This is a genomic window from Gordonia sp. PvP123 (assembly GCF_040547295.1).
Taxonomy (GTDB): Bacteria; Actinomycetota; Actinomycetes; order Mycobacteriales; family Mycobacteriaceae; genus Gordonia; species Gordonia terrae.
The window spans coordinates 317,300-338,558 of record NZ_JBEPPN010000004.1; the positions used below are offsets into that span (position 1 = coordinate 317,300).

Sequence of the window (21,259 nt, forward strand, 5' to 3'; positions counted from 1 at the left end):
AACGCGTGCCAGCCTTCAGCCCCCTCGAATGGCCGGTGTTCCGCCAGCTGCGGTCGGGCGACGTCTTCGGACGCGGGCCGGCGGTCACGTCGGCGAAGACACGCGGCATCGAACCGCGCACCGCCACCGCGGACCGCGTGGTCCAGAGCGTGTGCCCGTTCTGCGCGGTCGGTTGCGGACAGAAGGTGTACGTGAAGGACGAGAAGGTCGTCCAGATCGAGGGCGATCCCGACTCACCGATCTCGCGCGGCCGCCTCTGTCCCAAGGGGGCGTCGAGCGAGCAGCTGGTCAACAACCCGATGCGGCAGACCGCGATCCGCTATCGCGCCCCGTATGCGACGGAGTGGCAAGACCTCGACCGCGACGCCGCGATCGACATGATCGCCGACCGCTTCCTCGAGGCCAGGCGCCGCGGATGGCAGGACCACGACGACGAGGGTCGGTTGCTCCGGCGCACGATGGGTATCGCCTCGCTCGGTGGCGCCACCCTCGACAACGAAGAGAACTACCTGATCAAGAAGCTGTTCACCGCCGCGGGTGCGATCCAGATCGAGAACCAGGCACGTATATGACACTCCGCCACGGTTCCCGGTCTGGGGGCCTCGTTCGGACGCGGCGGCGCAACGCAATCACTGCAGGACATGGCCAACGCCGATTGCATCGTCCTCATGGGCGGCAACATGGCCGAGGCGCACCCGGTGGGTTTCCAGTGGGTGTCGGAGGCGAAAGCCAAGGGCGCAAGGGTCATCCATGTCGACCCGCGCTTCACCCGCACCTCCGCGGTGGCGGACAAGCACATCTCGATCCGGGCCGGTTCTGACGTCGTCCTGCTCGGCGCGCTGATCAACTACGCCATCACGCACGAGAAGTACTTCCGCGAGTACGTCGTCGCCTACACCAATGCGGCGACCCTGGTCTCGGAGGACTTCCGCGACACCGAGGACCTCGACGGCCTCTTCTCCGGGTTCGACGCCGAGACCGGCGAATACGACGCCTCCAGTTGGGCATACGAGGAACCGGCCGCCCAGTCCGACGACAGTGGCGGCGGCGAGGACGGCAAGGTCGAGTCGCCCGGACACCCCGACGACGGACCTCCCGTCAAGGACCGCGCCGTCGGCCACGAACACGGATCCGGCGGGCCGCCGCTCGAGCACGGTGCGACGGTGCGCGACGACTCGCTCGAACATCCGCGCAGCGTGTTCCAGATCGTCAAGCGCCACTATTCGCGCTACACCCCCGAGATGGTGCGCGACATGTGCGGGATCTCGGTACGCGACTTCGACTATCTCGCCCGGGCCATCACCGACAACTCCGGACGCGAGCGCACCACCTGCTTCGGGTATGCGACCGGATGGACCCAGCACACCTTCGGTGCCCAGTTCATCCGTGCCGCATCGGTTCTGCAGCTCCTGCTCGGCAACATCGGTCGCCCGGGCGGCGGGATCATGGCGCTCCGCGGCCACGCGAGCATTCAGGGGTCCACGGACATCCCCACCCTGTTCAACCTGTTGCCCGGTTACCTTCCGATGCCCTCGGCGGGCAAGCACGACAGCTTCGGCGAGTACATCGACGCCATCACCTCTGAGGCCGAGAAGGGTTTCTGGGCCAACGCCGAGGACTACACCGTGAGTCTCCTCAAGGCGTGGTTCGGCGACGCCGCGACCGCCGAGAACGACTGGTGTTACGACCATCTGCCGCGACTCACCGGCCCGGCGGGCACCTTCCAGACGACCGTCGACATGCTCGCCGACAAGGTCGACGGCTACTTCGTCCTCGGTCAGAACCCCGCAGTGGGTTCGGCCAACGGCCGCCAGGCGCGGATGGCGATGTCGCACCTCAAGTGGCTCGTCGTCCGCGATCTCAACATGATCGAGACGGCCACCTGGTGGAAGGACGGACCGGAGATCGAGTCCGGCGAGCTGCGTACCGAGGACATCGCCACCGAGGTGTTCTTTCTGCCGGCGGCCACACACGTCGAGAAGGCCGGCTCGTTCACCCAGACCCAGCGCATGGTCCAGTGGCGTCACCAGGCCGTCGAGCCACCGGGCCAGTGCCAGAGCGAGATGGACTTCTTCTACGAGCTCGGGCGACGCATCCGCGAACGTCTCGCCGGGTCGACCGACGAGCGCGACCGTCCGCTGCTCGACATCACCTGGGACTATCCCCTGGACCAGCACGGCAACCCCGATCCCGAGGCGGTGCTGTCGGAGATCAACGGCTACCACGTGACCGGTCCCGACGCAGGCAAAAACCTCACGTCCTACACCCAGATGCGACGCGACGGCTCGACCGCGGGCGGCTGCTGGATCTACACCGGCGTGTACCCGGGCGCCGACACCGACGGGCCGTCGAACTCCGCCGCCCGCCGGGTCCCGCAGGGCGGTGGCGGTGTCACCCAACACGAGTGGGGCTGGGTGTGGCCTGCGGATCGTCGAATCCTCTACAACCGCGCATCTGCCGACCCCGACGGTCGGCCGTGGAGCGAACGCAAGCGGTATATGGAATGGGACGCCGACGCGGGTCGATGGGTCGGTCCCGACGTACCCGACTTCCCCGTCGACCTCGCACCCGACGCGCGACCCGACCCCTCGGTCGGCGGCGTCGAAGCCCTGTGCGGCGACGATCCGTTCGTCATGCAGGCCGACGGCAAGGGCTGGCTCTACGCCCCGCGGGGTCTGGTCGACGGCCCGCTGCCGACGCACTACGAGCCGCAGGAATCGCCCGTGGTCAACACGCTGTATCCGCAACAGCAGTCGCCCGCCCGAGTCCTGTTCCCCCGCGCGGACAACCTCGACGCGCCGAGCGGCGATGTCCCGGGCTCCGAGGTGTATCCGTTCGTGTTCACCACGTACCGCCTCACCGAGCATCACACCGCGGGCGGCATGAGCCGGTGGTCGCCGTACCTCTCGGAGCTGCAGCCGGAGATGTTCTGCGAGATCTCCCCCGAGCTGGCCGCGGAGCGCGGCCTGACCAACGAGGGCTGGGCGACGATCGTCTCGCCGCGCGGCGCGATCGAGGCACGCGTGCTGGTGACCGACCGCATGATGCCGCTGACCATCAACGGCCGGCAGGTACATCAGGTCGGTCTCCCCTACCACTGGGGCGTCGGTTCCGACGCGGTGGTCAGCGGTGACGCGGCGAACGACCTCATCGGGGTCACACTGGATCCGAACGTCCAGATCCAGGAATCCAAGGTCGGTTCGTGCGACGTCGTCGCCGGACGCCGACCGCAGGGTCGGGCACTGCTCGACCTGGTGCGCACCTACCAGGAGCGAGCCGGGGTCACGGTCGAGACAGACAATCAGCACATCACCGGGAAGGTGGACGAGTAGATGGGGCAACTGTCCGGACCCTCCGACCCCAGTGCCGACGCACACTGGGCCACGCACGAATCCCGGAAGGGGTTCTTCACCGACACGTCGATCTGCATCGGCTGCAAGGCCTGCGAGGTGGCCTGCAAGGAATGGAACTCCAACCCGCGCGACGGCGACCTGGCGCTGACCGGGATGTCGTACGACAACACCGTCGCACTCGGTGCGAGCACCTGGCGGCACGTCGCCTTCATCGAACAGAACTCCGACCGCATCGCCGAGGCCCGCGAATCCGGCCGCATGCTGGTCGGTCTCGGGATGCCCGCCATGCCCGAACCCGAGGGGTCCGGTGGTGCCGATCAGCCGGGCGGTACCACCCTCCCGCCGGCTGAGCCGGCGAGGAGCGAAGCCGCCGGGCCGAGCAAGCGACGAAGGAGCGCGTCGAGGTCGACGAGCCGAGTCGAAGTCCCGGACACCCCCGAGTTCCGCTGGCTGATGTCGTCGGATGTCTGTAAGCACTGCACCCATGCGGGGTGCCTCGACGTCTGCCCGACCGGCGCGCTGTTCCGCACCGAGTTCGGCACCGTGGTGATCCAGGACGACGTCTGCAACGGCTGCGGGACGTGCGTCGCGGGATGTCCGTTCGGCGTCGTCGAACGTCGCGCCGACGGCACCGCGGCGCCGACGACGCGTTCCGGCGAGCGCAAGGGTGAACAGCCCGAGGTGCCCAAACGCGGTGTCGCACAGAAGTGCACGCTCTGTTACGACCGTCTGGTCGACGACGAGACGCCCGCGTGTGCCAAGACCTGCCCGACCACGTCGATCAAGTACGGCGACCACGACGACCTCGTCGACGACGCCCACGCCCGGGTGCGGGCGCTGCACGATCAAGGCATGACCGAGGCGCGGCTGTACGGTGCCAACCCGAATGACGGTGTGGGAGGCACGGGTTCGGTGTTCTTGCTGCTCGACGAACCGGAGGTCTACGGGCTGCCGCCAGACCCGCGGGTGTGCACCGCCGACCTGCCGGCCATGTACAAACGCGCCGGCATCGCCGCGGCCGGGATGCTCGCCGCAGCTGCACTCTCGTTCCTGCGCGGTGGCCGATGACCTCGTCGGAGTTCGATTCGTTCCGCCCGCCGGAGCCGCCCCGGCGGCGCGGGCGGGGGTTCGGTCGTGGCGGTCAACGCAAGCCACGCAAGAACTTCGGGCAGGGCGACGGCAACCGTGAGATGTCGATGGTGCCCGACGCCGAATTCACCTCGTACTACGGCCATCCGGTGGTCAAACCGCCGCCCTGGGACGAGAAGGTCGCCGCCTACCTATTCCTGGGCGGTGTCGCAGGCGGCTCCGGTGTGCTCGCCGCCGGCGCACAGCTCACGGGACGCGATGTGTTGCGCCGCAACGCCCGTCTCGGCGGACTGGGCGCGGTGGGTCTGGGCGCGATCGCACTCGTCGCCGATCTCGGCCGCCCCGACCGCTTCTACAACATGCTGCGGACGTTCAAGGTGACCTCGCCGATGAGCGTCGGCTCGTGGATCCTGTCGGCGTTCAGCGGCGCGCTCGGCGTGGCCGCGGTCGGCGAGATCGACCGGATGTCCGGGGCACGTCTCCCGTTGGGGCCGCTACGTCCGGTGCTTCGCGCCGTCGAGGCCCCGGCCGGACTGGCGGCGGGTCTCGCGGGACCGCCGCTCGCGGTCTACACCGCGGTGCTGCTCTCCGACACCGCCGTGCCGACCTGGAACGCCATGCACCGCGACCTGCCGTTCGTGTTCGTCAGTTCGGCGAGCCTGGCGTCGAGCGGGCTGGCACTGGTCACCACGCCCACGCGCCAGGCGGCCCCGGCACGCACCCTGGCCGCCATCGGCGTGATCGGCGACCTCACCGCGATGCGACTCATGGAACGCCGGATGGACCCGGTGACGACCGAACCGATGCACGACGGCACCGCCGGAAAGCTGCTGCGGTGGAGTGAGCGGCTGGCCGTGGTCGGCGGCGTCGGCGCCCTCCTCAGCAGCCGGTCCCGGCCGCTGGCCGTCGCGTCGGGACTGGCGTTGCTCGCCGCATCGGCGTGCACACGTTTCGGCGTCTTCGATGCCGGGATCGAATCCGCGAAGAACCCGCGCTACACCATCGAACCGCAGAAACGGCGCCTCGCGGCCCGTCGGGGCGCCGGGATCACCGACGACTCGATCACCACCGGACCGCCCGCGCCCTGAGTGTGGGTAGCGCTTCTGCTCCGTGAGTGCCAGGAGCGTCAGCACACCGTGATCCCGGAGCCGGCCACCGTCTCTCCGATCACCGGATAGCCCGGCACCTCACCGACCACGAGGAGCCCGCCCGATGTCTGGGCGTCGGCCAGGAACAGCAGGGCGTCGTCGGTGATCCCGGCACCGAGGGTCAGGTGCGGCCGCACCCAGTCGAGGTTGCGGCGGGTTCCGCCGGACACGAACCCGTCGCGCAGGGCCTCGGCCGCGCCGCCCACCGCGGGTACCGCGCTGCGGTCGAGCACCGCGCCGACGCCGGAGGCTCGGCACAACTTGTGCAGGTGACCGAGCAGGCCGAATCCGGTGACGTCGGTCGCCGCGCGGGCACCGGCTGCGACCGCGGCCGTCGAAGCGTCGCGATTGAGCGTCGTCATCAGGGCGATCGCCTCGTCGAACACCTCGCCGGTCTGCTTGTGCCGGTTGTTCAGCAACCCGACCCCGATCGGTTTCGTGAGGGTGATCGGCAGGCCCGCCTCGGCGGCGTCGTTGCGCAGCAACCGGTCGGGGTGGGCGACACCCGTCACCGCCATGCCGTACTTGGGTTCCGGGTCGTCGATGGTGTGCCCGCCGATGACCGGGCAGCCCGCCGACGCCCCGACGTCGAGACCCCCGCGCAGCACCTCGGTCATCAACTCCATCGGCAGGACACCTCGCGGCCAGCCGACCAGGTTGATCGCGACGACGGGGGTACCGCCCATCGCGTAGATGTCGGACAGCGCGTTCGCGGCGGCGATGCGGCCCCAGTCGTAGGGATCGTCGACGACGGGCGTGAAGAAGTCAGCGGTCGAGAGCACCGCGAGGTCGTCACGGACGCGCACGGCCGCGGCGTCGTCCCCGGCGTCGAGCCCGACGATGATGTCGTCGCCGACCTGGCCGGTCAGCCCGGCGACCGCCTGCTCGAGCTCGCCCGGCGGGATCTTGCACGCGCACCCGCCACCGTGGGCGTAGCCGGTGAGTCGGACGGGAGCATCATCACGCACAGTCACCGTGCCGAGCGTAGCCCTCACGCAATCAGACGTGCCCCCGACCGCGGATCGCTACCATCGGGCACATGAGGCAGGCAGACGGCGAGTACTACGTCACCGCAGACGAGTTACAGGCGTTCTGGGAGTCGGGTCACGACTACTGGTACATGCGGGAGGACGGTTCCACCGACCTGTATGGCGACGAACTCGACATCACCCACGGCTGGCCCATCTTCCTGATGAAGCGGGACGACGACTGGTTTGCGAAGTGGGACGGCGATTTTCGACGAGCGGTCGAGGATGATCTCAATCCGAAGCTGATCCGCCACTTCGAGGAGCTGATCACCCAGGGGAACTGGCCGCACCAGCAGGACTGACGGTTCTCGCCGTCGGATACGTTGGACGGCGCAGGGAGGCGTATGGGTCCTGGTGGGCTCCCCGGTCTTCAAAACCGGTGAGGTCGAGTATCTCGGTCTGGCGGGTTCGATTCCCGTCCGCCTCCGCCACCCACCGCCGGCTGAGCCGGTGACAAGTAGGGCGAGAGCCACCCACCGCCGGCTGAGCCGGTGACGAGCGAAGCGAGGAGCCGTGTCGAAGCCCCCCGTCACCGACCCGCGTCGCCGCATTCCTCGCACCGATGCCCTGCTGTCGCTGCCCGCCGCGATCGACGCGCGAAAGCGGCTGGGCGACGGGACGGTTCGCGACACCATCCGTGCCGCCCAGGACGCCGCGCGGCGCGGTGAACTGCCGCCCGACGAGGTCGAGCAGGCGGTCGTCGACGCACTCTCCGGTCACCGCGCGTCCTCGGCAAGCCCGGTGCTGAACGCCACCGGCGTCGTCGTGCACACCAATCTGGGTCGGGCGCCACTCTCCCCCACCGCGCTCGAAGCAGTGGTCGCAGCATCGGGCTATGTGGATGTGGAACTCGATCTTCGGACCGGGACGCGGTCGAAGCGCGGGGCGGCCACCCGCGCGGCGCTCGTGCGCGCGTGTCCCGCCGCCGGAGATGCGTTGATGGTCAACAACGGTGCCGCTGCGCTGGTGCTCGCGACGACCGCGCTGGCCGCCGGCCGGGCGGTGGTGATCAGCCGTGGCGAGATGATCGAGATCGGTGCCGGCTTCCGGCTCACCGAGCTGATCGCGTCGACCGGCGCACGGCTGCACGAGGTCGGTACGACCAACCGGACCCATGCACGCGATTACGCCGACGCCCTCGCCTCGGACGACGTCGGTGCCATCCTCAAGGTCCACCCCAGCAATTTCCGCGTGGAGGGCTTCACCAGCGACACCTCGCTGGCGGAGCTGCGCGACCTCGGCCGGGCGCACGACGTGCCCGTCGTCGCCGACATCGGCAGCGGCCTCCTGCGACCAGACCCGCTGCTGCCCGACGAGCCGGACGCGACGACGACACTGGAATCCGGTGCCGATCTGGTGATCGCGAGCGGCGACAAGCTCCTGGGCGGTCCGCAGGCCGGACTCCTCCTCGGTGATCCAACTCTCGTGCAACGGTTGGCGAAACACCCTCTGGCGCGGGCGGTTCGCGCGGACAAGCTCGCACTCGCCGCCATGGAGGCCACCGTCGGCGGGCCGCGGCCGCCGGTCTGGGAGTACCTCCATGCCGACTCCGAGAACCTTCGTGTACGCACTGAATCCCTGGCTACTGCACTCGGTTTCCCGGTCGTCGCACACGACGGGCGGGTAGGTGGCGGTGGCGCACCCGGTGTGCCGCTACCAGGGTGGGCAGTGCGACTCCCGGTCGCCGCGGCCGAACGCCTCCGCCTCGGCGATCCCGCCGTGCTGCCCCGCGTCCACGACGACGCATGTCTCGTCGACGTGCGGTGCGTCCCCGAGGCCGACGACCCGCGACTCCTCGCCGCGATCGTGCAGGCCCTGGACGAACTGTGATCCCCGAATCATGAAGTTCAGCGCATGAAGTACTGCTCATGAAATACGTGGTCGCCACCGCCGGACACGTGGACCACGGCAAGTCCACACTGGTGCGGGCTCTGACCGGCATCGAACCGGACCGGTGGGAGGAGGAACGACGCCGCGGCCTGACCATCGACCTCGGCTTCGCCTGGACGACACTGCCTTCCGGTGCCGATGTGGCTTTCGTCGACGTCCCCGGTCACGAGCGGTTCATCCCGAACATGTTGGCCGGCCTGGGGCCTGCGCCGGTCGTCCTGTTCGTCGTGGCCGCCGACGAGGGGTGGCGTGCCCAGTCCGACGACCACCGCGACGCCATCGCCGCACTCGGCATCCAATCCGGGTTGCTCGTCATCACCCGCGCCGACCGGGCATCGGCCGATCGCATCCGCGAGGTGATCGACGAAGCGCGACACCGGCTGGGCGACACCGGTCTTGCCCATGTCCCCGCGGTGGTGGTGTCCGCAATCGACCACTCCGGCATCGACGAGTTGCGCACGACCCTCGATGATGTTCTCGCGCAGTCACCTTCGCCACCGTCCTCCGGTCGTGTGCGGTTCTGGGTCGACCGGGTGTTCACCCGCACCGGGGCCGGCACGGTCGTCACGGGCACCTTGGCGTCGGGAACGATCTCGGTCGGCGACACCCTGGAACTACATACTCCCCACGGCGGCCGCCGGGTCGATGTTCGCGGATTGCAGAGCGAGGGCACGACTCTCGCGACCGCCGGTCCGGTCAGCCGGGTCGCGGTCAACCTCCGCGGTGCGGGTGTCGACGACGTCGCGCGCGGTGACGCGCTCGTGACTCCGGGCGCCTGGCACGCGTCCGCCCTCATCGACCTACGACGCGCGAGCGGCACGCCGTTCGACGAGGCCCCCGAGCACCTGATCGCCCACATCGGCACGGCCGCGGTACCGGTGCGCGTGCGACCGCTCGACCCCGATCATGGCCGACTCACGCTCGCCCACGCTCTCCCGCTGTCGAACGGAGACCGGGTGGTACTGCGTGATCCCGGGCAGCGGATCGTCGTCGGCGGCGTCGTCCTGCACCCCGATCCGCCGCCACTGACTCGCCGGGGTGACGCCGCACGTCGAGCGGCAATCCTGGCGGCCACGACCGACGGCGCGGGAGCTGCCGAGGAGGTCATGCGACGGGGCGCGGTGCGCGTCGCCGATCTCGCGCGACTCGGTCTCGTCGGCGACGCGGACTCCGCACCCCGGTCCGTCCGCGTGATCGACGGATGGTGGGTCGCCGAGGCGTCACTCGCGGCCTGGGCCGGACGACTACACACCTCCGTTCTCGAGCTGCACGAGCGGGACCCGTTGTCCGCGGGCATGTCCGCGGCGGGAGCGCCCGCACTGTTGGGTCTGCCGGACTCGGCGTTGTTGGACGCCGTCGTCGCCGAGGCGGGTCTCACGTCATCCGATGGCCATCTGTCGGCGCCCGGCCACATCCCCTCCCTCGGCGACGCCGAGGACGCGGTCCGCGCCTTGGAGCGACGTCTCACCGACCAACCGTTTCGTGCTCCCGAGGCCGACGACCTCAGCACACTCGGACTGGGCGCCAGGGAACTGGCCGCAGCGGAGCACACGGGCCGAGTGCTCCGGTTACGCGACGGGGTCGTGCTGTTGCCGACCGCCCCTGCCATGGCGATGCGCATCCTCGCCTCGCTCGATCAGCCGTTCACCACCAGTGCCGCCCGTCAGGCGCTGGGAACCACTCGGCGCGTGGTGATCCCGCTGCTCGAGTATCTCGACTCCCGCAGGTGGACCCGCCGCATCGACGCCGGGCACCGCGAGGTCGTGCGGTGAACTCGACGCGAGGCGGCTCGACGGACTCGTCCGAGTCAGCTGCCGGACGGCGGCCCCGGCACCATGAGGTCGAACATGCGCCGAAGACAGTGCCCGAGCTCGAGATCGTCTCGTCGGAGCCACATCTCGTGTGCAGCAGATGATCCGGCGATGACCGCGTACGCCACCGCGGTCGGGTACGCGTCGTCGCCACGACCGGCGGCACGCGTCCGGACGTGGTCGGCGATGACCGTCCGCCACTGCCGATAGACGACATTCGCCTGCGCCTGCACTGCGGGCACGGTGAGAATGAGTTGCGCCCGATGACGCGCCCACCGCTCTTCGGCTCGTCCGTGATCGATCGCCGTGATGAACGCTTCGGTCACCGTCAGGTGGGGTGGCGTGTCGGTGGACGCCGCTGCGACGAGCCGGCGGAAGTGATCGAGTTCGGCCGCCGACTCGACCCACACCACGTCGGCCTTCGTCGGAAAGTAGCGAAAGAAGGTCCGGCGGCTGACTCCCGCCGCATCGGCGATGTCGCCCACACTCGTCTTCTCGAAGCCGCGCTCGAGGAACAATTCCTGTGCTCGTGCGGCGAGCTCATGCGCGCTGGTCGTGGCGGGACGGCCGCCCCGGTCGACGCGCACCTCCTCAGACCGTGCGGTTTCCATGCCCGCCATCGTGTCACCCCCGCCTGCCGCGGACGCCTGACACCGGAAAAGTCGGTTTCGGCACCGTTATGGCACGCTGTGACATATCGTCACCGATGAGACGTGCATCACTCGTCGCACGTCGTGTCGAAGGGATCACCATGGGCAAACTCGAGGGCAAGGTCGCCTTCATCACCGGAGCCGCACGCGGTCAGGGACGCAGTCACGCGATACGCCTGGCCCAGGAGGGCGCGGACATCATCGCGGTCGATGTCTCCCAGCAGGTCGAGACCGTCCCCTACGACACCGCCCGCCCGGGGGACCTCGAGGAGACCGTGCGCGAGGTGGAGGCACTCGACCGCCGGATCATCGCCACCGAGGCCGACGTGCGTGACCTGTCCGCGCTGAAGCAGGCCGCCGACGACGGGGTGGCACAGCTCGGCCGCATCGACATCGTCCTCGCCAACGCCGGTATCAGCACCATGGCGCCCACTCTCGAGATGGACGAGACCATGTGGCAGACCATGATCGACATCAACCTGACCGGAGTGTGGAAGACCGTTCGCGCGGCGGCACCACACATCGTCGCCGGTGGGCGCGGCGGCTCGATCGTCCTGACCAGTTCACTCGCCGCGATGTGGGCCAACGAGAACATCGCGCACTACTCCGCGGCCAAGGCAGGACTGATCGGCATGATGCAGGTCCTCGCGAAAGAGTTGGCGCCGCAGAGTATTCGCGTGAACACGGTGCACCCGACCACGGTGGCGACCGAGATGATCCTCAACGACGCCACCTACAAACTCTTCCGTCCCGACATCGAGCAACCCACCCGGGCCGATTTCGAGGAAGCCGCCCGAGAATTGAACAGGCTGCCGGTGTCGATGGTTGAACCGGTCGACATCTCGAACGCGGTCCTCTACCTCGTCTCCGACGACGGTCGCTATGTCACCGGGACCACCCACGTCGTCGACGCCGGCGGACGACTGTAGAGGGCATCGACATGGGACTTCTCGACGGCAAGACCGTACTGATCACCGGCGGAGCCCGCGGCCAGGGTCGCGCGCACGCGCTCACCTCCGCCCGCGAGGGCGCGGACGTCATCCTGCTCGACATCACCCGGCAGCTCGACTCCGTCGAATATCCGCTGGCCACAGCCGATGACATGACCGAAACCGTGCGCCAGGTCGAAGCGCTCGACCGGCGGGCTCTGACCTTCGACGCCGACGTCCGCGATCAGACGCAACTCGACGACGCGGTGGCCGCGGGGATCACCGAGTTCGGCAAGATCGACGTCCTGATCGCCAACGCCGGCATCTGGACCCGCGCCCCGTTCTGGGAGATGTCCGAACAGATGTGGTCGGACATGATGGATGTCAACCTCACCGGGGTGTGGAGGTCTGCCAAAGCCGTTGCACCGCACATGATCGAGCGACAGAGCGGATCGATCGTCATCACCTCGTCGGTGAACGGACTCGAACCCGGCATGAACTACGCGCACTACGTGGCCACGAAACATGGCGTGATCGGGCTGATGAAGAACATCGCGCTGGAGCTCGCGCCGCACGGAATTCGCTGCAACTCCATCAATCCGGGCGCGATCCGTACTCCGATGACCGATCAGCAGGGCGCGTGGGACATGTTCGCCGGCCACGAGGGCGGCACCCCCGACGACCTGATCGAGGGCGGATATCACTTCCACGCACTCAAGGGGCACTCGTTCATGCCACCCGAGGTGATCGCGAACACCGCCCTGTATCTGAACTCGGACCTGGCAGCTTCTGTCACGGGCGTGACCATCCCGGTGGATGCCGGTCACCTTCTCCTCACCGGGGTCAACCAGGAACCGGTCAGGTGACCTCACTTCGGCCGATGGAGACACATGGCCTCGCGGCGATCCGGGCACGGATCGCCGCCGAGGTCGTCGGCCGCGATCGCGAACTCGACCTCGTCCTGGCCGCGGTGGCCGCAGGCCGGGACCTGATCCTGGAAGGCCCACCGGGAACATCCAAGAGCACACTGCTGCGCTCGATCACCGCCGACTGGGGCATCCCACTCGTCCTGGTGGAGGGCAATGCCGACCTGACTCCCGGACGCCTGGTGGGGCACCACAACCCGGCGCGGGTCTTGCGCGAGGACTACTCCCCCGACAACTTCGTCGACGGCCCGCTCATCGAGGCCATGCGCGCCGGCGGGTTCCTCTATGTCGAGGAGTTCAACCGCGCGCCGGAGGACACCATCGACACTCTGCTCACCGCGATGGCCGAGCGGACCATCATCGTCCCGCGCGTCGGCACCATCGCCGCCCAGCCAAGTTTTCGCATCGTGGCGTCGATGAATCCCTTCGACAATGTCGGCACCACGCGCCTGTCGACCTCGGTCTACGATCGCATGTGCCGGCTGGTCGTCGACTATCAGGACGACGCGGCGGAGCGCGAGATCGTCTCGCGCAGGACAGAATTGTCGTCGGCGAGAGTGGTCGCGGATGCCGTCGCCGTCACCCGCGACACCCGTCGACACGACGCCGTCCGTCAGGGCAGCAGCGTACGCGGAGCGATCGACACCGCACTCCTCGCGCACCAGCTGTGCGAGATGCGCGGCATCGCCGTCCCGGTCGACGACGCGGTCGAACCGCCACGCGACCTGCCGTCGGCGTACACCGCCACCTTCCTCGACGCCATGCAGGTTGCCCTGTCCGGGCGGATCCATCTCGACGACGTCGCGTTCACCACCGCCGAACAGGTGCTCGGCGAGATCTGGCAGAACCACTTCCTACTGGCGCCGGCGGCGGCCGACCCGGGTTGAAGAGCGGTCGACGCCGATTCACCGCTCCGGCGCGATTCGGTCAGCACTCAACCCCGTCGACGGAAGCCACTGCGGCGCAGACCCAAACAGCTGTCGGAAAGCCCGGTGTTGTTCGAGCCCGCAGGCCGCGGCGGCGCCGTCGCCCCGATCGGTCGACGTGGACGTGCCCGGGACGTGCCCCGCGGGACCTCGGGTGCGGTCGTCGCGGTCACCGATGACGCAGGTACCCGTGACGACGATTCCTCTGCAGCACAGACCGACCCGGTCGCGCGAGAGCGGGCGATCGGACTCGCCAGACGACTCCGACTCGCACGTCCCGTGGAGACACGGAACGCACGCCGCAGCGCCAACGGTGTACTCACGAGCCAGCGTTGGCGGGGTGGCTCCGATGAGCTCGATCTCGACGCGACCCTCGAGGCACTCATCGGCAACCCGATTCCCGAGGACGACGACATCCGCGTGCGCGAGCGCGTCCGGCGCCGACGCTCCATCGTGCTGGCAGTCGACGTGTCCGGCTCCGCCCGCGGCGAGCAGGTCCGCACCGCGGCCGCGACAGCCGGCGCACTCGCCGGTGAACTCGGTCGCGACGACCTCGCCGTCATCGCCTTCTGGTCCGACGCCGCGCTCATCGTCCCTCTCGGCCGACCGGTCACCACCGAACAACTCGTCGACGAACTCCTCGCACTGCCCGCACAGGGCCTGACCAACGTGGCCTTCCCGCTGCAGACCGCCCTCGAACAGTTGGCCGACGCACCTTCGGCCGACGCTCGCGTGATCCTGTTGAGCGACTGCGTCCACAACGCCGGACCCGACCCCCGGGACGCGGCCGGTCGGTTACCCCGCGTCGACGTGCTGCTCGACATCTCCGGTGAACACGACGCCGAACTCGCACAAGACCTGGCGCTCATCGGCCGGGGCCGGTGCCGGCCGATCCGGGACCACCACGACGTGGTGCCCGCCCTCCAGGCGATCTTCGCCTAGGCGGTGGCGGGCAACCGCCCCTACCACACGGCACCGACAGAATTTGATCACTCAGTTCCGTTGCACACCAACACTTTCGGTGTTGCCAGACGACCCAGGTCGTGTACACTCGAAAGCACATTCGCATCAACGGTTCTCGGGGGAGGTGACCGTCATGACAGATACCCAACGACACGATGGCACCGGCGTGCCGTCCCCTGGTGCGGTCGAGCTGGTGGCCGAGCTGCATGCGATTCTCGACAAATTGCAGACTGTGGACCTGTCGCCGTGCACCGATACCGAGTTGACTGACGTGGCAGCCGAGACCGAACGTGCCATCGCACGACTGACCGTTGCCGGTGACCGGCAGATCGATCAAGTCGAGGCCCGCGACCTCCCCCGCAAGACCGGCTGCCGCACGCTCATGCAGTTCATGACCCATCGACTGCGGGTCTCGAACCCGCTGCGGCGGCGTAAGCAGATGGACGCCACCGCCACCCGCACCAGCCTCGGCGGTGAAATCTTGGAGCCCGAACACCCTTGCCTGGCTGAGGCATTCGCGCGAGGCGCCGTCGGCACCGCACACGTCCAAGCCGCCCTCGACGTCCTCGACCGCATCCCGAACGCTGTCGACCACGACCTGAAAGTCGCTGCGGAACGGCAGATGGCCGAGATCGCCGAAGCCCACACCCCCGCCGACATCACCCAATTGGGCGCGCGCTTGTTGGCCCATCTCGACCCGGACGGCACCCTGTCCGACGACACCGACCAGAAACGACGCCGCGGCGTGTGGATCGGGCGGCAACGCGCCGACGGCACCGCCACCATCTCCGGCACCCTCAGTCCTGAACTGAATGCCCGACTGACGATGATGTTCGCCGTCTGGGGCAAACCCGGACTCAACAACCCCGACGACCCCGCCTCACCGTCCGGACCCGCCGGCACCGCCGACCCCGACGCCCTCGCGCTCGCAGCCGATCGTGACGGCCGCACCCTCGCCCAGACGAATCACGACGCGCTCGACGCCGCACTGGCCGCCGGCTTCGCCGACGGGATTCTCGGAACGTCGCACCGCGGCCTGCCCGCCCATCTGATCATCAAAGCCGACCTCAATGATCTGATTCGTGAAGCCGGGCTCGCCACCACCGCCACCGGCACCCTGCTCCCCATCCCCGACCTGATCGCGATGGCCGGCGACATGCAACCGTGGCTCGCGATCTTCAAAGACGCCACCGCGGTGCCGCTGTACTTCGGGCGCGGGAAACGTTTGGCAACCCGCGAACAACGCCTCGTCTCCTTCGCCCGCCCCGACGGTGAAGTCTGTTCCGCACCCGGCTGCGATCAACCCGCCACCCAGGTCGAACTCCATCACGCCCACAAGGACTGGGCCAAGGGCGGTCTCACCGACATCGACGACCTCGCACCGGCCTGCCCCCGCCACAACCGCATGGTCGGCGACCAGCCCGGCCAGTACACCACCCGAATCGAACGGTCCGGACCCGACGAAGGCCGCTGCATCTGGCGACTCAACACCGAACCCGGCGCACCCCCCAACCCCGAACACATCAACCGCCGACCCGACATACCCCGGCGGTTCGCAGAACATCTGAACACCGTGCGCACCGAGATCCACGGACCGACCACCCTTCGTGACGCGCCCTCCGCAAGCTCCGGGCGCTCCTCAGGGAGCAGGGGGCCCGACGATCAAGCACGCCAATCATGGCTGACAATCAGCCACGTCATCGACGTCCGACCACCCCGACCCGGACCACCCTCACCCCGGCCCTCTCTCGTCGAAGCACACCTCATGGAGCTCCTCGCCACCCTTTGAACCATGCACAACGACAAAGGGACCCATCCCGAAGGATGGGTCCCCTGTCTTGCGATGGACTCTGTCTCGCGATGAACTGTGACGAGCTGAGATCAGCCGAGTACCAACGACTCTCCGTCGGCACTGACGTTGACCGGCACCACGTCACCGTCGCGGATGTCTCCGGCGAGCAGTTGCTTGGCGAGCTGGTCACCGATGGCCTGCTGCACCAACCGGCGCAGTGGGCGCGCACCGTACAGCGGGTCGAATCCACGTGCGCCCAGCCACTCCTTGGCCTTGAGCGACACCTCGAGGTCGAGGCGACGCTGCGCGAGGCGCTTCTTGAGCTGGCCGAGCTGGATGTCGACGATCGACACCAGTTCCTCCGGGCTCAGGGCATCGAAGATCACCACATCGTCGAGACGGTTGATGAACTCCGGCTTGAACGCCGACCGCACCGCCATCATCACCTGGTCCTTGTCGCCACCCGCACCGAGGTTCGAGGTGAGGATCAGGATGGTGTTGCGGAAGTCCACCGTCCGGCCCTGGCCGTCGGTCAGTCGGCCTTCGTCCAGCACCTGCAGCAGTACGTCGAAGACGTCCGGGTGGGCCTTCTCGATCTCGTCGAACAGGACCACCGTGTACGGACGACGCCGCACCGCCTCGGTCAGCTGGCCGCCGGCCTCGTACCCGACGTAACCGGGCGGGGCACCGACGAGCCGTGCGACGCTGTGCTTCTCGCCGTACTCACTCATGTCGATGCGGACCATCGCCCGCTCGTCGTCGAACAGGAACTCGGCGAGCGCCTTGGCGAGCTCGGTCTTGCCGACACCGGTGGGGCCGAGGAACATGAAGGAACCGAGCGGCCGGTTCGGGTCGGCGACGCCTGCGCGGGCACGACGCACCGCGTCGGACACCGCCTGCACCGCGTCCTTCTGGCCGATGACCCGGTGTCCCAGTTCCTCTTCCATGCGCAGCAGCTTGGCGGTCTCGCCCTCGAGCATGCGTCCGGCCGGGATTCCGGTCCACGCCGACACGACCTGGGCCACATCGTCGGGTCCGACCTCCTCCTGCAACATCACGTCCTGCGAAGGATCGGTGCCGGTCTTCTCGATCGCGGCCTCGAGTTCCTTCTCCAGTCCGGGGATCGTGCCGTACCGCAGCTCGGCAGCCCGTCCGAGGTCACCGTCGCGCTCGGCCCGATCCGCCTCGCCGCGAAGCCGTTCCAGCTCCTCCTTGAGGTCGCGGACCGCGTCGATCGCGGTCTTCTCCGACTGCCACCGGGCGGAGAGCTCGTTGAGCTTCTCCTTCTGGTCGGCCAGCTCGGCGCGCAGCTTCTCGAGCCGCTCCTTCGACGCCGCGTCGGTCTCCTTCTCCAAGGCGACCTCCTCGACCTCGAGACGGCGGACGATCCGCTCGACCTCGTCGATCTCGACGGGGCGCGAGTCGATCTCCATCCGCAACCGCGACGCGGCCTCGTCGACGAGGTCGATGGCCTTGTCGGGCAGGAAGCGCGAGGTGATGTACCGGTCGGACAGCGTTGCGGCAGCGACCAGTGCGGAGTCGGTGATGCGCACACCGTGGTGCACCTCGTACCGGTCCTTGAGGCCGCGGAGGATGCCGATGGCATCTTCGACCGACGGCTCACCGACGTACACCTGCTGGAATCGACGCTCGAGTGCGGCGTCCTTCTCGATGTACTTGCGGTACTCCTCGAGGGTCGTGGCACCGACCAGGCGCAGCTCACCGCGGGCGAGCATCGGCTTGATCATGTTGCCGGCGTCCATCGCGGAATCGCCTGTCGCACCGGCACCCACGATCGTGTGCAGCTCGTCGATGAAGGTGATGACCTGTCCGGCCGACCCCTTGATCTCGTCGAGCACGGCCTTCAGGCGCTCCTCGAACTCGCCTCGGTACTTCGCGCCGGCGACCATCGATCCCATGTCGAGGGAGATGACGGTCTTGTTGCGCAACGACTCCGGCACGTCGCCGGCGACGATGCGCTGGGCGAGGCCTTCGACGATGGCGGTCTTGCCGACACCGGGCTCACCGATGAGGACCGGGTTGTTCTTGGTCCGTCGGCTGAGCACCTGTACGACGCGCCGGATCTCGGTGTCGCGACCGATGACCGGGTCGAGCTTGCCCTCGCGGGCGGCCGCGGTCAGATCGGTCGAGTACTTTTCGAGAGCCTGGTAGGTCGATTCGGGATCCTCGGAGGTGACCCGCGCACTGCCGCGCACGGCGACGAATGCCTCGCGCAGAGCCTGCGGAGTCGCACCGAGGTTGTGCAGCAATTTGGCGACATCGGAATCACCGGTCGCCAGACCGACGACGACGTGCTCAGTCGAGACGTACTCGTCGTCGAGTTCACCGGCCAGCTGCTGGGCTGCGGTGATGGCCGCAATCGATTCGCGGGATAGTTGAGGCGTCGAGCTGGCGCCAGACACCGTCGGCATGCGATCGACCAATCCCTGGGCCTGCGCACGAACGCTCGACGGGTCCACGCCCACTGCCTTCAGCAGTGGCGACGCGATGCCGTCGGACTGATCGAGCAGTGCCACCAGGATGTGGGCCGGTCGCACGTCGGGGTTTCCAGCACTGGCCGCCGCCTGCACAGCAGCGCTCAATGCTTGCTGCGTCTTGGTGGTGGGGGTGAAGCTGTCCACTCGCGTGCACCTTTCTCTTTAGTCCAACAGGCTCAAGTATGAGCCATACGCGGTCTACAACGCCAACAGACTTGAGCGTATTCCACTCAGGTTTCCACGCTGTGTGATCTCGATCGCTCCAGTGGCCACAGAATGCCGCGAGCTCCATCTCGACGATCAAACGGGAACGATGACTACGGCCAGGAAGCGGCAACCTGACGCAAGGAGCCTCGAGGGTGGCGACGTACAGTTCGCCACCATCGCCAAGGCGCTTCGCGTCGTCGCGGTATCGCAACCCACGCCAACGCGACGGGCGCCGCCCAGAAAGCTCGGCTCGATATCTGCCCTCCAGCAAAAGTACGCCGAGCGCTTCCGACTGGAAGTCCCCGAACGGGCACCCCGGCAATGGTCGACGACGGTCAAGACCACCCGGCAGTGCTCCGCGCGTGGCGCCGGGCCTCGCAGCTAGGGTTGCGATAGGATTCCATACAGCGTACGGGACAGCGGCGGAAACATCAGCAGAGACTTATCGTGCAGTGAAAGTGGATTACTAACCACATAATGTCGAGATATCTGGACGTTAATATGCCTCGCCGAGAGCGTGGCGAACTGCGCGAGTGGCGCCGGACGGAGTGCTTCACGGTGGCCACGAGACTAACCCTAGAATCCCTCGTTCGAACTGAAGCATCGGCGACGATCGATCAGATCAGTGCAACCCTTGAGCACCTAGAACGGCACCGCCAATTGCCGACGCTGCCTCACAGGGGCTGATACAGTGAGCGACAAGTGGTCCCTCAAAGTAAATGGCACGCGAGATGTAATTTGGGGAAAGAATTTCTTACCAGAGTCTTTGCTGAAATTATTCTTCGAGCACGAAAAGGTTCTTGACCAACAATTCGCAACCATCCTCGAGAAAGACGACGACACTCTTACTGATGACGAATGGGCGTACATCGAATCCGCCAGTTCTCCGCGATTTGCTTATTCAACAAGAGTCGCTTCTCTACTGGAAAGACTGCGCTTTCTAGGCTTCACGCCGTTCTCCAGCAGGCACACGATGGCATCCGTCCTGGGATCAGACGAACCCAATAAGACTCATGGCCCTTTCTCGGTGGACGGTGTAACCAAGAACTTGTCCCACCTCGAGTTCGTGAACTACGCCCTTGCTCAATGCATTGCTTACAAGCGGGTCGGCGCCACTTTAGAACCTGACGTCGAAGATTTTCTCGATTGGGAGTATACGGAAGCTCACGAGTCGAAAGACTACAACTTCCTGCTCGCAGCGATATTATCTGAGTTTGACGGTAATGACGAATGCGTCCTGATCCTGGACGATTTACTATCGTCCGGATTGGTAGATCCCTGGCGGGGTTCCGCTTTCCCAAACGCAACAGGCGATTTGTCGGCCCCCGAGTCATTGCCAATCATAGTGGTCTGCGAAGGAAAGTTCGACGCGAACATCTTACCCCGGGTCCTAAATTTGCTGATTCCGGACCTCGCTCCTTATTTCCGGTTCTGGGACATGGAGGGCTCCAAAACCGCCGGGGGCACTGACCAGGTATCTAAAGCCGTTAGGGCGTTTGCGGCAGCCGGGATACGAAATCCTGTCATTGCGATCTTTGATAATGACGCTGCAGGAAATGTGGCACAACAACGATTAATAGATGCTGGCCAACAGGGTTTGATTCCCGACTACTACCACTGTCTGACACTTCCGAACCTCGATTATCTCCGCGAGTTTCCAACTTTGGGTCCGACTGGTCTCTCGAACGCCGACATCAATGGGCGTGGAGCCTCGCTGGAGTTCTACTTCGGCACCTCAACCCTTCGAGATGACGCCGGTGAACTTATTCGCGCTGTCTGGTCATCACAAGTCGGCAAGAACGGTCCATGGCAAGCATCCCTGCCCACCAGTGACAAGGATGTCGTACAGACCCGAATTCGAACTCTCCTGGCTGAGGCTGAGGGCGGCGGCCATCTCGATCCCACCGTCTGGGGACCTCTCCGAGAGTTCGCCGAGCAGTTGGTCTCCACCCTGCAAAGCCCACCAGACTTTCCAGATGAAGCAGTCCCAAGCTGACAGGAATTTCTTTGGTGTGGTGGGAATACGCCCGCGGACTCGCACGGTGCGGC

15 protein-coding genes and 1 tRNA gene are annotated in these 21,259 nt (G+C 67.1%); 13 read left to right on the forward strand and 3 right to left on the reverse strand.

All coding sequences use genetic code 11. The features are described from left to right. Positions 1-5: 5 nt before the first annotated feature. Genes fdh through nrfD form a run of 3 tightly spaced genes read left to right on the forward strand, consistent with a single transcriptional unit; the run spans position 6 to position 5,530 of the window. Positions 6-3,332: a formate dehydrogenase gene (gene fdh, locus ABIC25_RS09310; protein ID WP_354561099.1), complete on the forward strand. Its 3,327-nt coding sequence runs from the start codon at positions 6-8 to the stop codon at positions 3,330-3,332. Beyond that, positions 3,333-4,421: a 4Fe-4S dicluster domain-containing protein gene (locus tag ABIC25_RS09315; protein WP_354561101.1), complete on the forward strand. Its 1,089-nt coding sequence runs from the start codon at positions 3,333-3,335 to the stop codon at positions 4,419-4,421. Further along, entirely contained in the window at positions 4,418-5,530 is a 1,113-nt protein-coding gene (gene nrfD / locus ABIC25_RS09320; RefSeq protein ID WP_354561103.1) for an NrfD/PsrC family molybdoenzyme membrane anchor subunit, read from the forward strand. The genes ABIC25_RS09315 and nrfD overlap by 4 nt, the downstream gene beginning before the upstream one ends. Positions 5,531-5,568: 38 nt before the next feature. Here nrfD and selD read toward each other — a convergent pair whose 3' ends face one another. Then, the gene (gene selD, locus ABIC25_RS09325) at positions 5,569-6,558 is read right to left on the reverse strand and encodes a selenide, water dikinase SelD (protein ID WP_435529065.1); all 990 of its coding nucleotides are present in this window, start codon (positions 6,556-6,558) and stop codon (positions 5,569-5,571) included. A gap of 71 nt (positions 6,559-6,629) precedes the next feature. On the opposite strand from selD, the gene ABIC25_RS09330 reads away from it, so the two are divergent. From ABIC25_RS09330 to selB, 4 genes are all read left to right on the forward strand, one after another. Then, positions 6,630-6,920, forward strand: a complete 291-nt coding sequence (locus tag ABIC25_RS09330) for a hypothetical protein (protein WP_101819680.1) — start codon at positions 6,630-6,632, stop codon at positions 6,918-6,920. Positions 6,921-6,954: 34 nt separating this feature from the next. Next, positions 6,955-7,049 (forward strand) — tRNA-Sec (locus ABIC25_RS09335). 82 nt (positions 7,050-7,131) lie between these two features. Then, the gene (gene selA / locus ABIC25_RS09340; protein ID WP_354561106.1) at positions 7,132-8,448 is read left to right on the forward strand and encodes an L-seryl-tRNA(Sec) selenium transferase; all 1,317 of its coding nucleotides are present in this window, start codon (positions 7,132-7,134) and stop codon (positions 8,446-8,448) included. A 38-nt stretch (positions 8,449-8,486) separates the two neighbouring features. After that, positions 8,487-10,280, forward strand: coding sequence for a selenocysteine-specific translation elongation factor (selB, locus tag ABIC25_RS09345; protein WP_354561108.1), 1,794 nt, complete (start codon positions 8,487-8,489; stop codon positions 10,278-10,280). Between the two features lie 35 nt (positions 10,281-10,315). On the opposite strand, the gene ABIC25_RS09350 is transcribed toward selB, so the two are convergent. Then, positions 10,316-10,939, reverse strand: coding sequence for an acyl-CoA-like ligand-binding transcription factor (locus ABIC25_RS09350; RefSeq protein ID WP_239401630.1), 624 nt, complete (start codon positions 10,937-10,939; stop codon positions 10,316-10,318). A 131-nt stretch (positions 10,940-11,070) separates the two neighbouring features. On the opposite strand from ABIC25_RS09350, the gene ABIC25_RS09355 reads away from it, so the two are divergent. The 5 genes from ABIC25_RS09355 to ABIC25_RS09375 all read left to right on the forward strand — a co-directional run bounded on the left by ABIC25_RS09355 (position 11,071) and on the right by ABIC25_RS09375 (position 16,502). After that, positions 11,071-11,898 carry a mycofactocin-coupled SDR family oxidoreductase gene (locus tag ABIC25_RS09355; RefSeq protein WP_004021919.1) on the forward strand — a complete coding sequence of 276 codons (828 nt, stop codon included), beginning with the start codon at positions 11,071-11,073 and terminating at the stop codon, positions 11,896-11,898. Positions 11,899-11,909: 11 nt separating this feature from the next. Then, positions 11,910-12,764 (forward strand): mycofactocin-coupled SDR family oxidoreductase, encoded by an 855-nt coding sequence (locus ABIC25_RS09360; protein ID WP_354561110.1) that lies wholly within the window; start codon positions 11,910-11,912, stop codon positions 12,762-12,764. Between the two features lie 14 nt (positions 12,765-12,778). Further along, complete coding sequence (locus ABIC25_RS09365) at positions 12,779-13,711, forward strand: AAA family ATPase (RefSeq protein WP_354561112.1); 933 nt, start codon at positions 12,779-12,781, stop codon at positions 13,709-13,711. Between the two features lie 105 nt (positions 13,712-13,816). Continuing rightward, positions 13,817-14,692, forward strand: a complete 876-nt coding sequence (locus ABIC25_RS09370) for a vWA domain-containing protein (RefSeq protein ID WP_354561113.1) — start codon at positions 13,817-13,819, stop codon at positions 14,690-14,692. A 154-nt stretch (positions 14,693-14,846) separates the two neighbouring features. Beyond that, positions 14,847-16,502, forward strand: coding sequence for an HNH endonuclease signature motif containing protein (locus ABIC25_RS09375; protein WP_354561115.1), 1,656 nt, complete (start codon positions 14,847-14,849; stop codon positions 16,500-16,502). 92 nt (positions 16,503-16,594) lie between these two features. Here the strand turns inward: ABIC25_RS09375 and clpB are convergent, their stop codons facing one another. Continuing rightward, on the reverse strand, positions 16,595-19,147 hold the full coding sequence (clpB, locus tag ABIC25_RS09380; protein ID WP_354561117.1) for an ATP-dependent chaperone ClpB: 2,553 nt from the start codon (positions 19,145-19,147) through the stop codon (positions 16,595-16,597). A 754-nt stretch (positions 19,148-19,901) separates the two neighbouring features. Between clpB and ABIC25_RS09385 the strand changes: the two genes are divergently transcribed. Beyond that, positions 19,902-21,206, forward strand: coding sequence for a hypothetical protein (locus ABIC25_RS09385; RefSeq protein WP_354561118.1), 1,305 nt, complete (start codon positions 19,902-19,904; stop codon positions 21,204-21,206). The last annotated feature ends 53 nt before the right edge of the window (positions 21,207-21,259 follow it).

Bases quoted from the DNA above. Each gene is read 5' to 3' on its own strand.
- ABIC25_RS09315 (WP_354561101.1), top strand. From the start codon at position 3,333: ATGGGGCAACTGTCCGGACCCTCCGACCCCAGTGCCGACGCACACTGG.
- nrfD (WP_354561103.1), top strand. From the start codon at position 4,418: ATGACCTCGTCGGAGTTCGATTCGTTCCGCCCGCCGGAGCCGCCCCGG.
- ABIC25_RS09330 (WP_101819680.1), top strand. From the start codon at position 6,630: ATGAGGCAGGCAGACGGCGAGTACTACGTCACCGCAGACGAGTTACAG.
- selB (WP_354561108.1), top strand. From the start codon at position 8,487: ATGAAATACGTGGTCGCCACCGCCGGACACGTGGACCACGGCAAGTCC.
- ABIC25_RS09350 (WP_239401630.1), bottom strand. From the start codon at position 10,939: ATGGCGGGCATGGAAACCGCACGGTCTGAGGAGGTGCGCGTCGACCGG.
- ABIC25_RS09355 (WP_004021919.1), top strand. From the start codon at position 11,071: ATGGGCAAACTCGAGGGCAAGGTCGCCTTCATCACCGGAGCCGCACGC.
- ABIC25_RS09360 (WP_354561110.1), top strand. From the start codon at position 11,910: ATGGGACTTCTCGACGGCAAGACCGTACTGATCACCGGCGGAGCCCGC.
- ABIC25_RS09365 (WP_354561112.1), top strand. From the start codon at position 12,779: ATGGAGACACATGGCCTCGCGGCGATCCGGGCACGGATCGCCGCCGAG.
- ABIC25_RS09375 (WP_354561115.1), top strand. From the start codon at position 14,847: ATGACAGATACCCAACGACACGATGGCACCGGCGTGCCGTCCCCTGGT.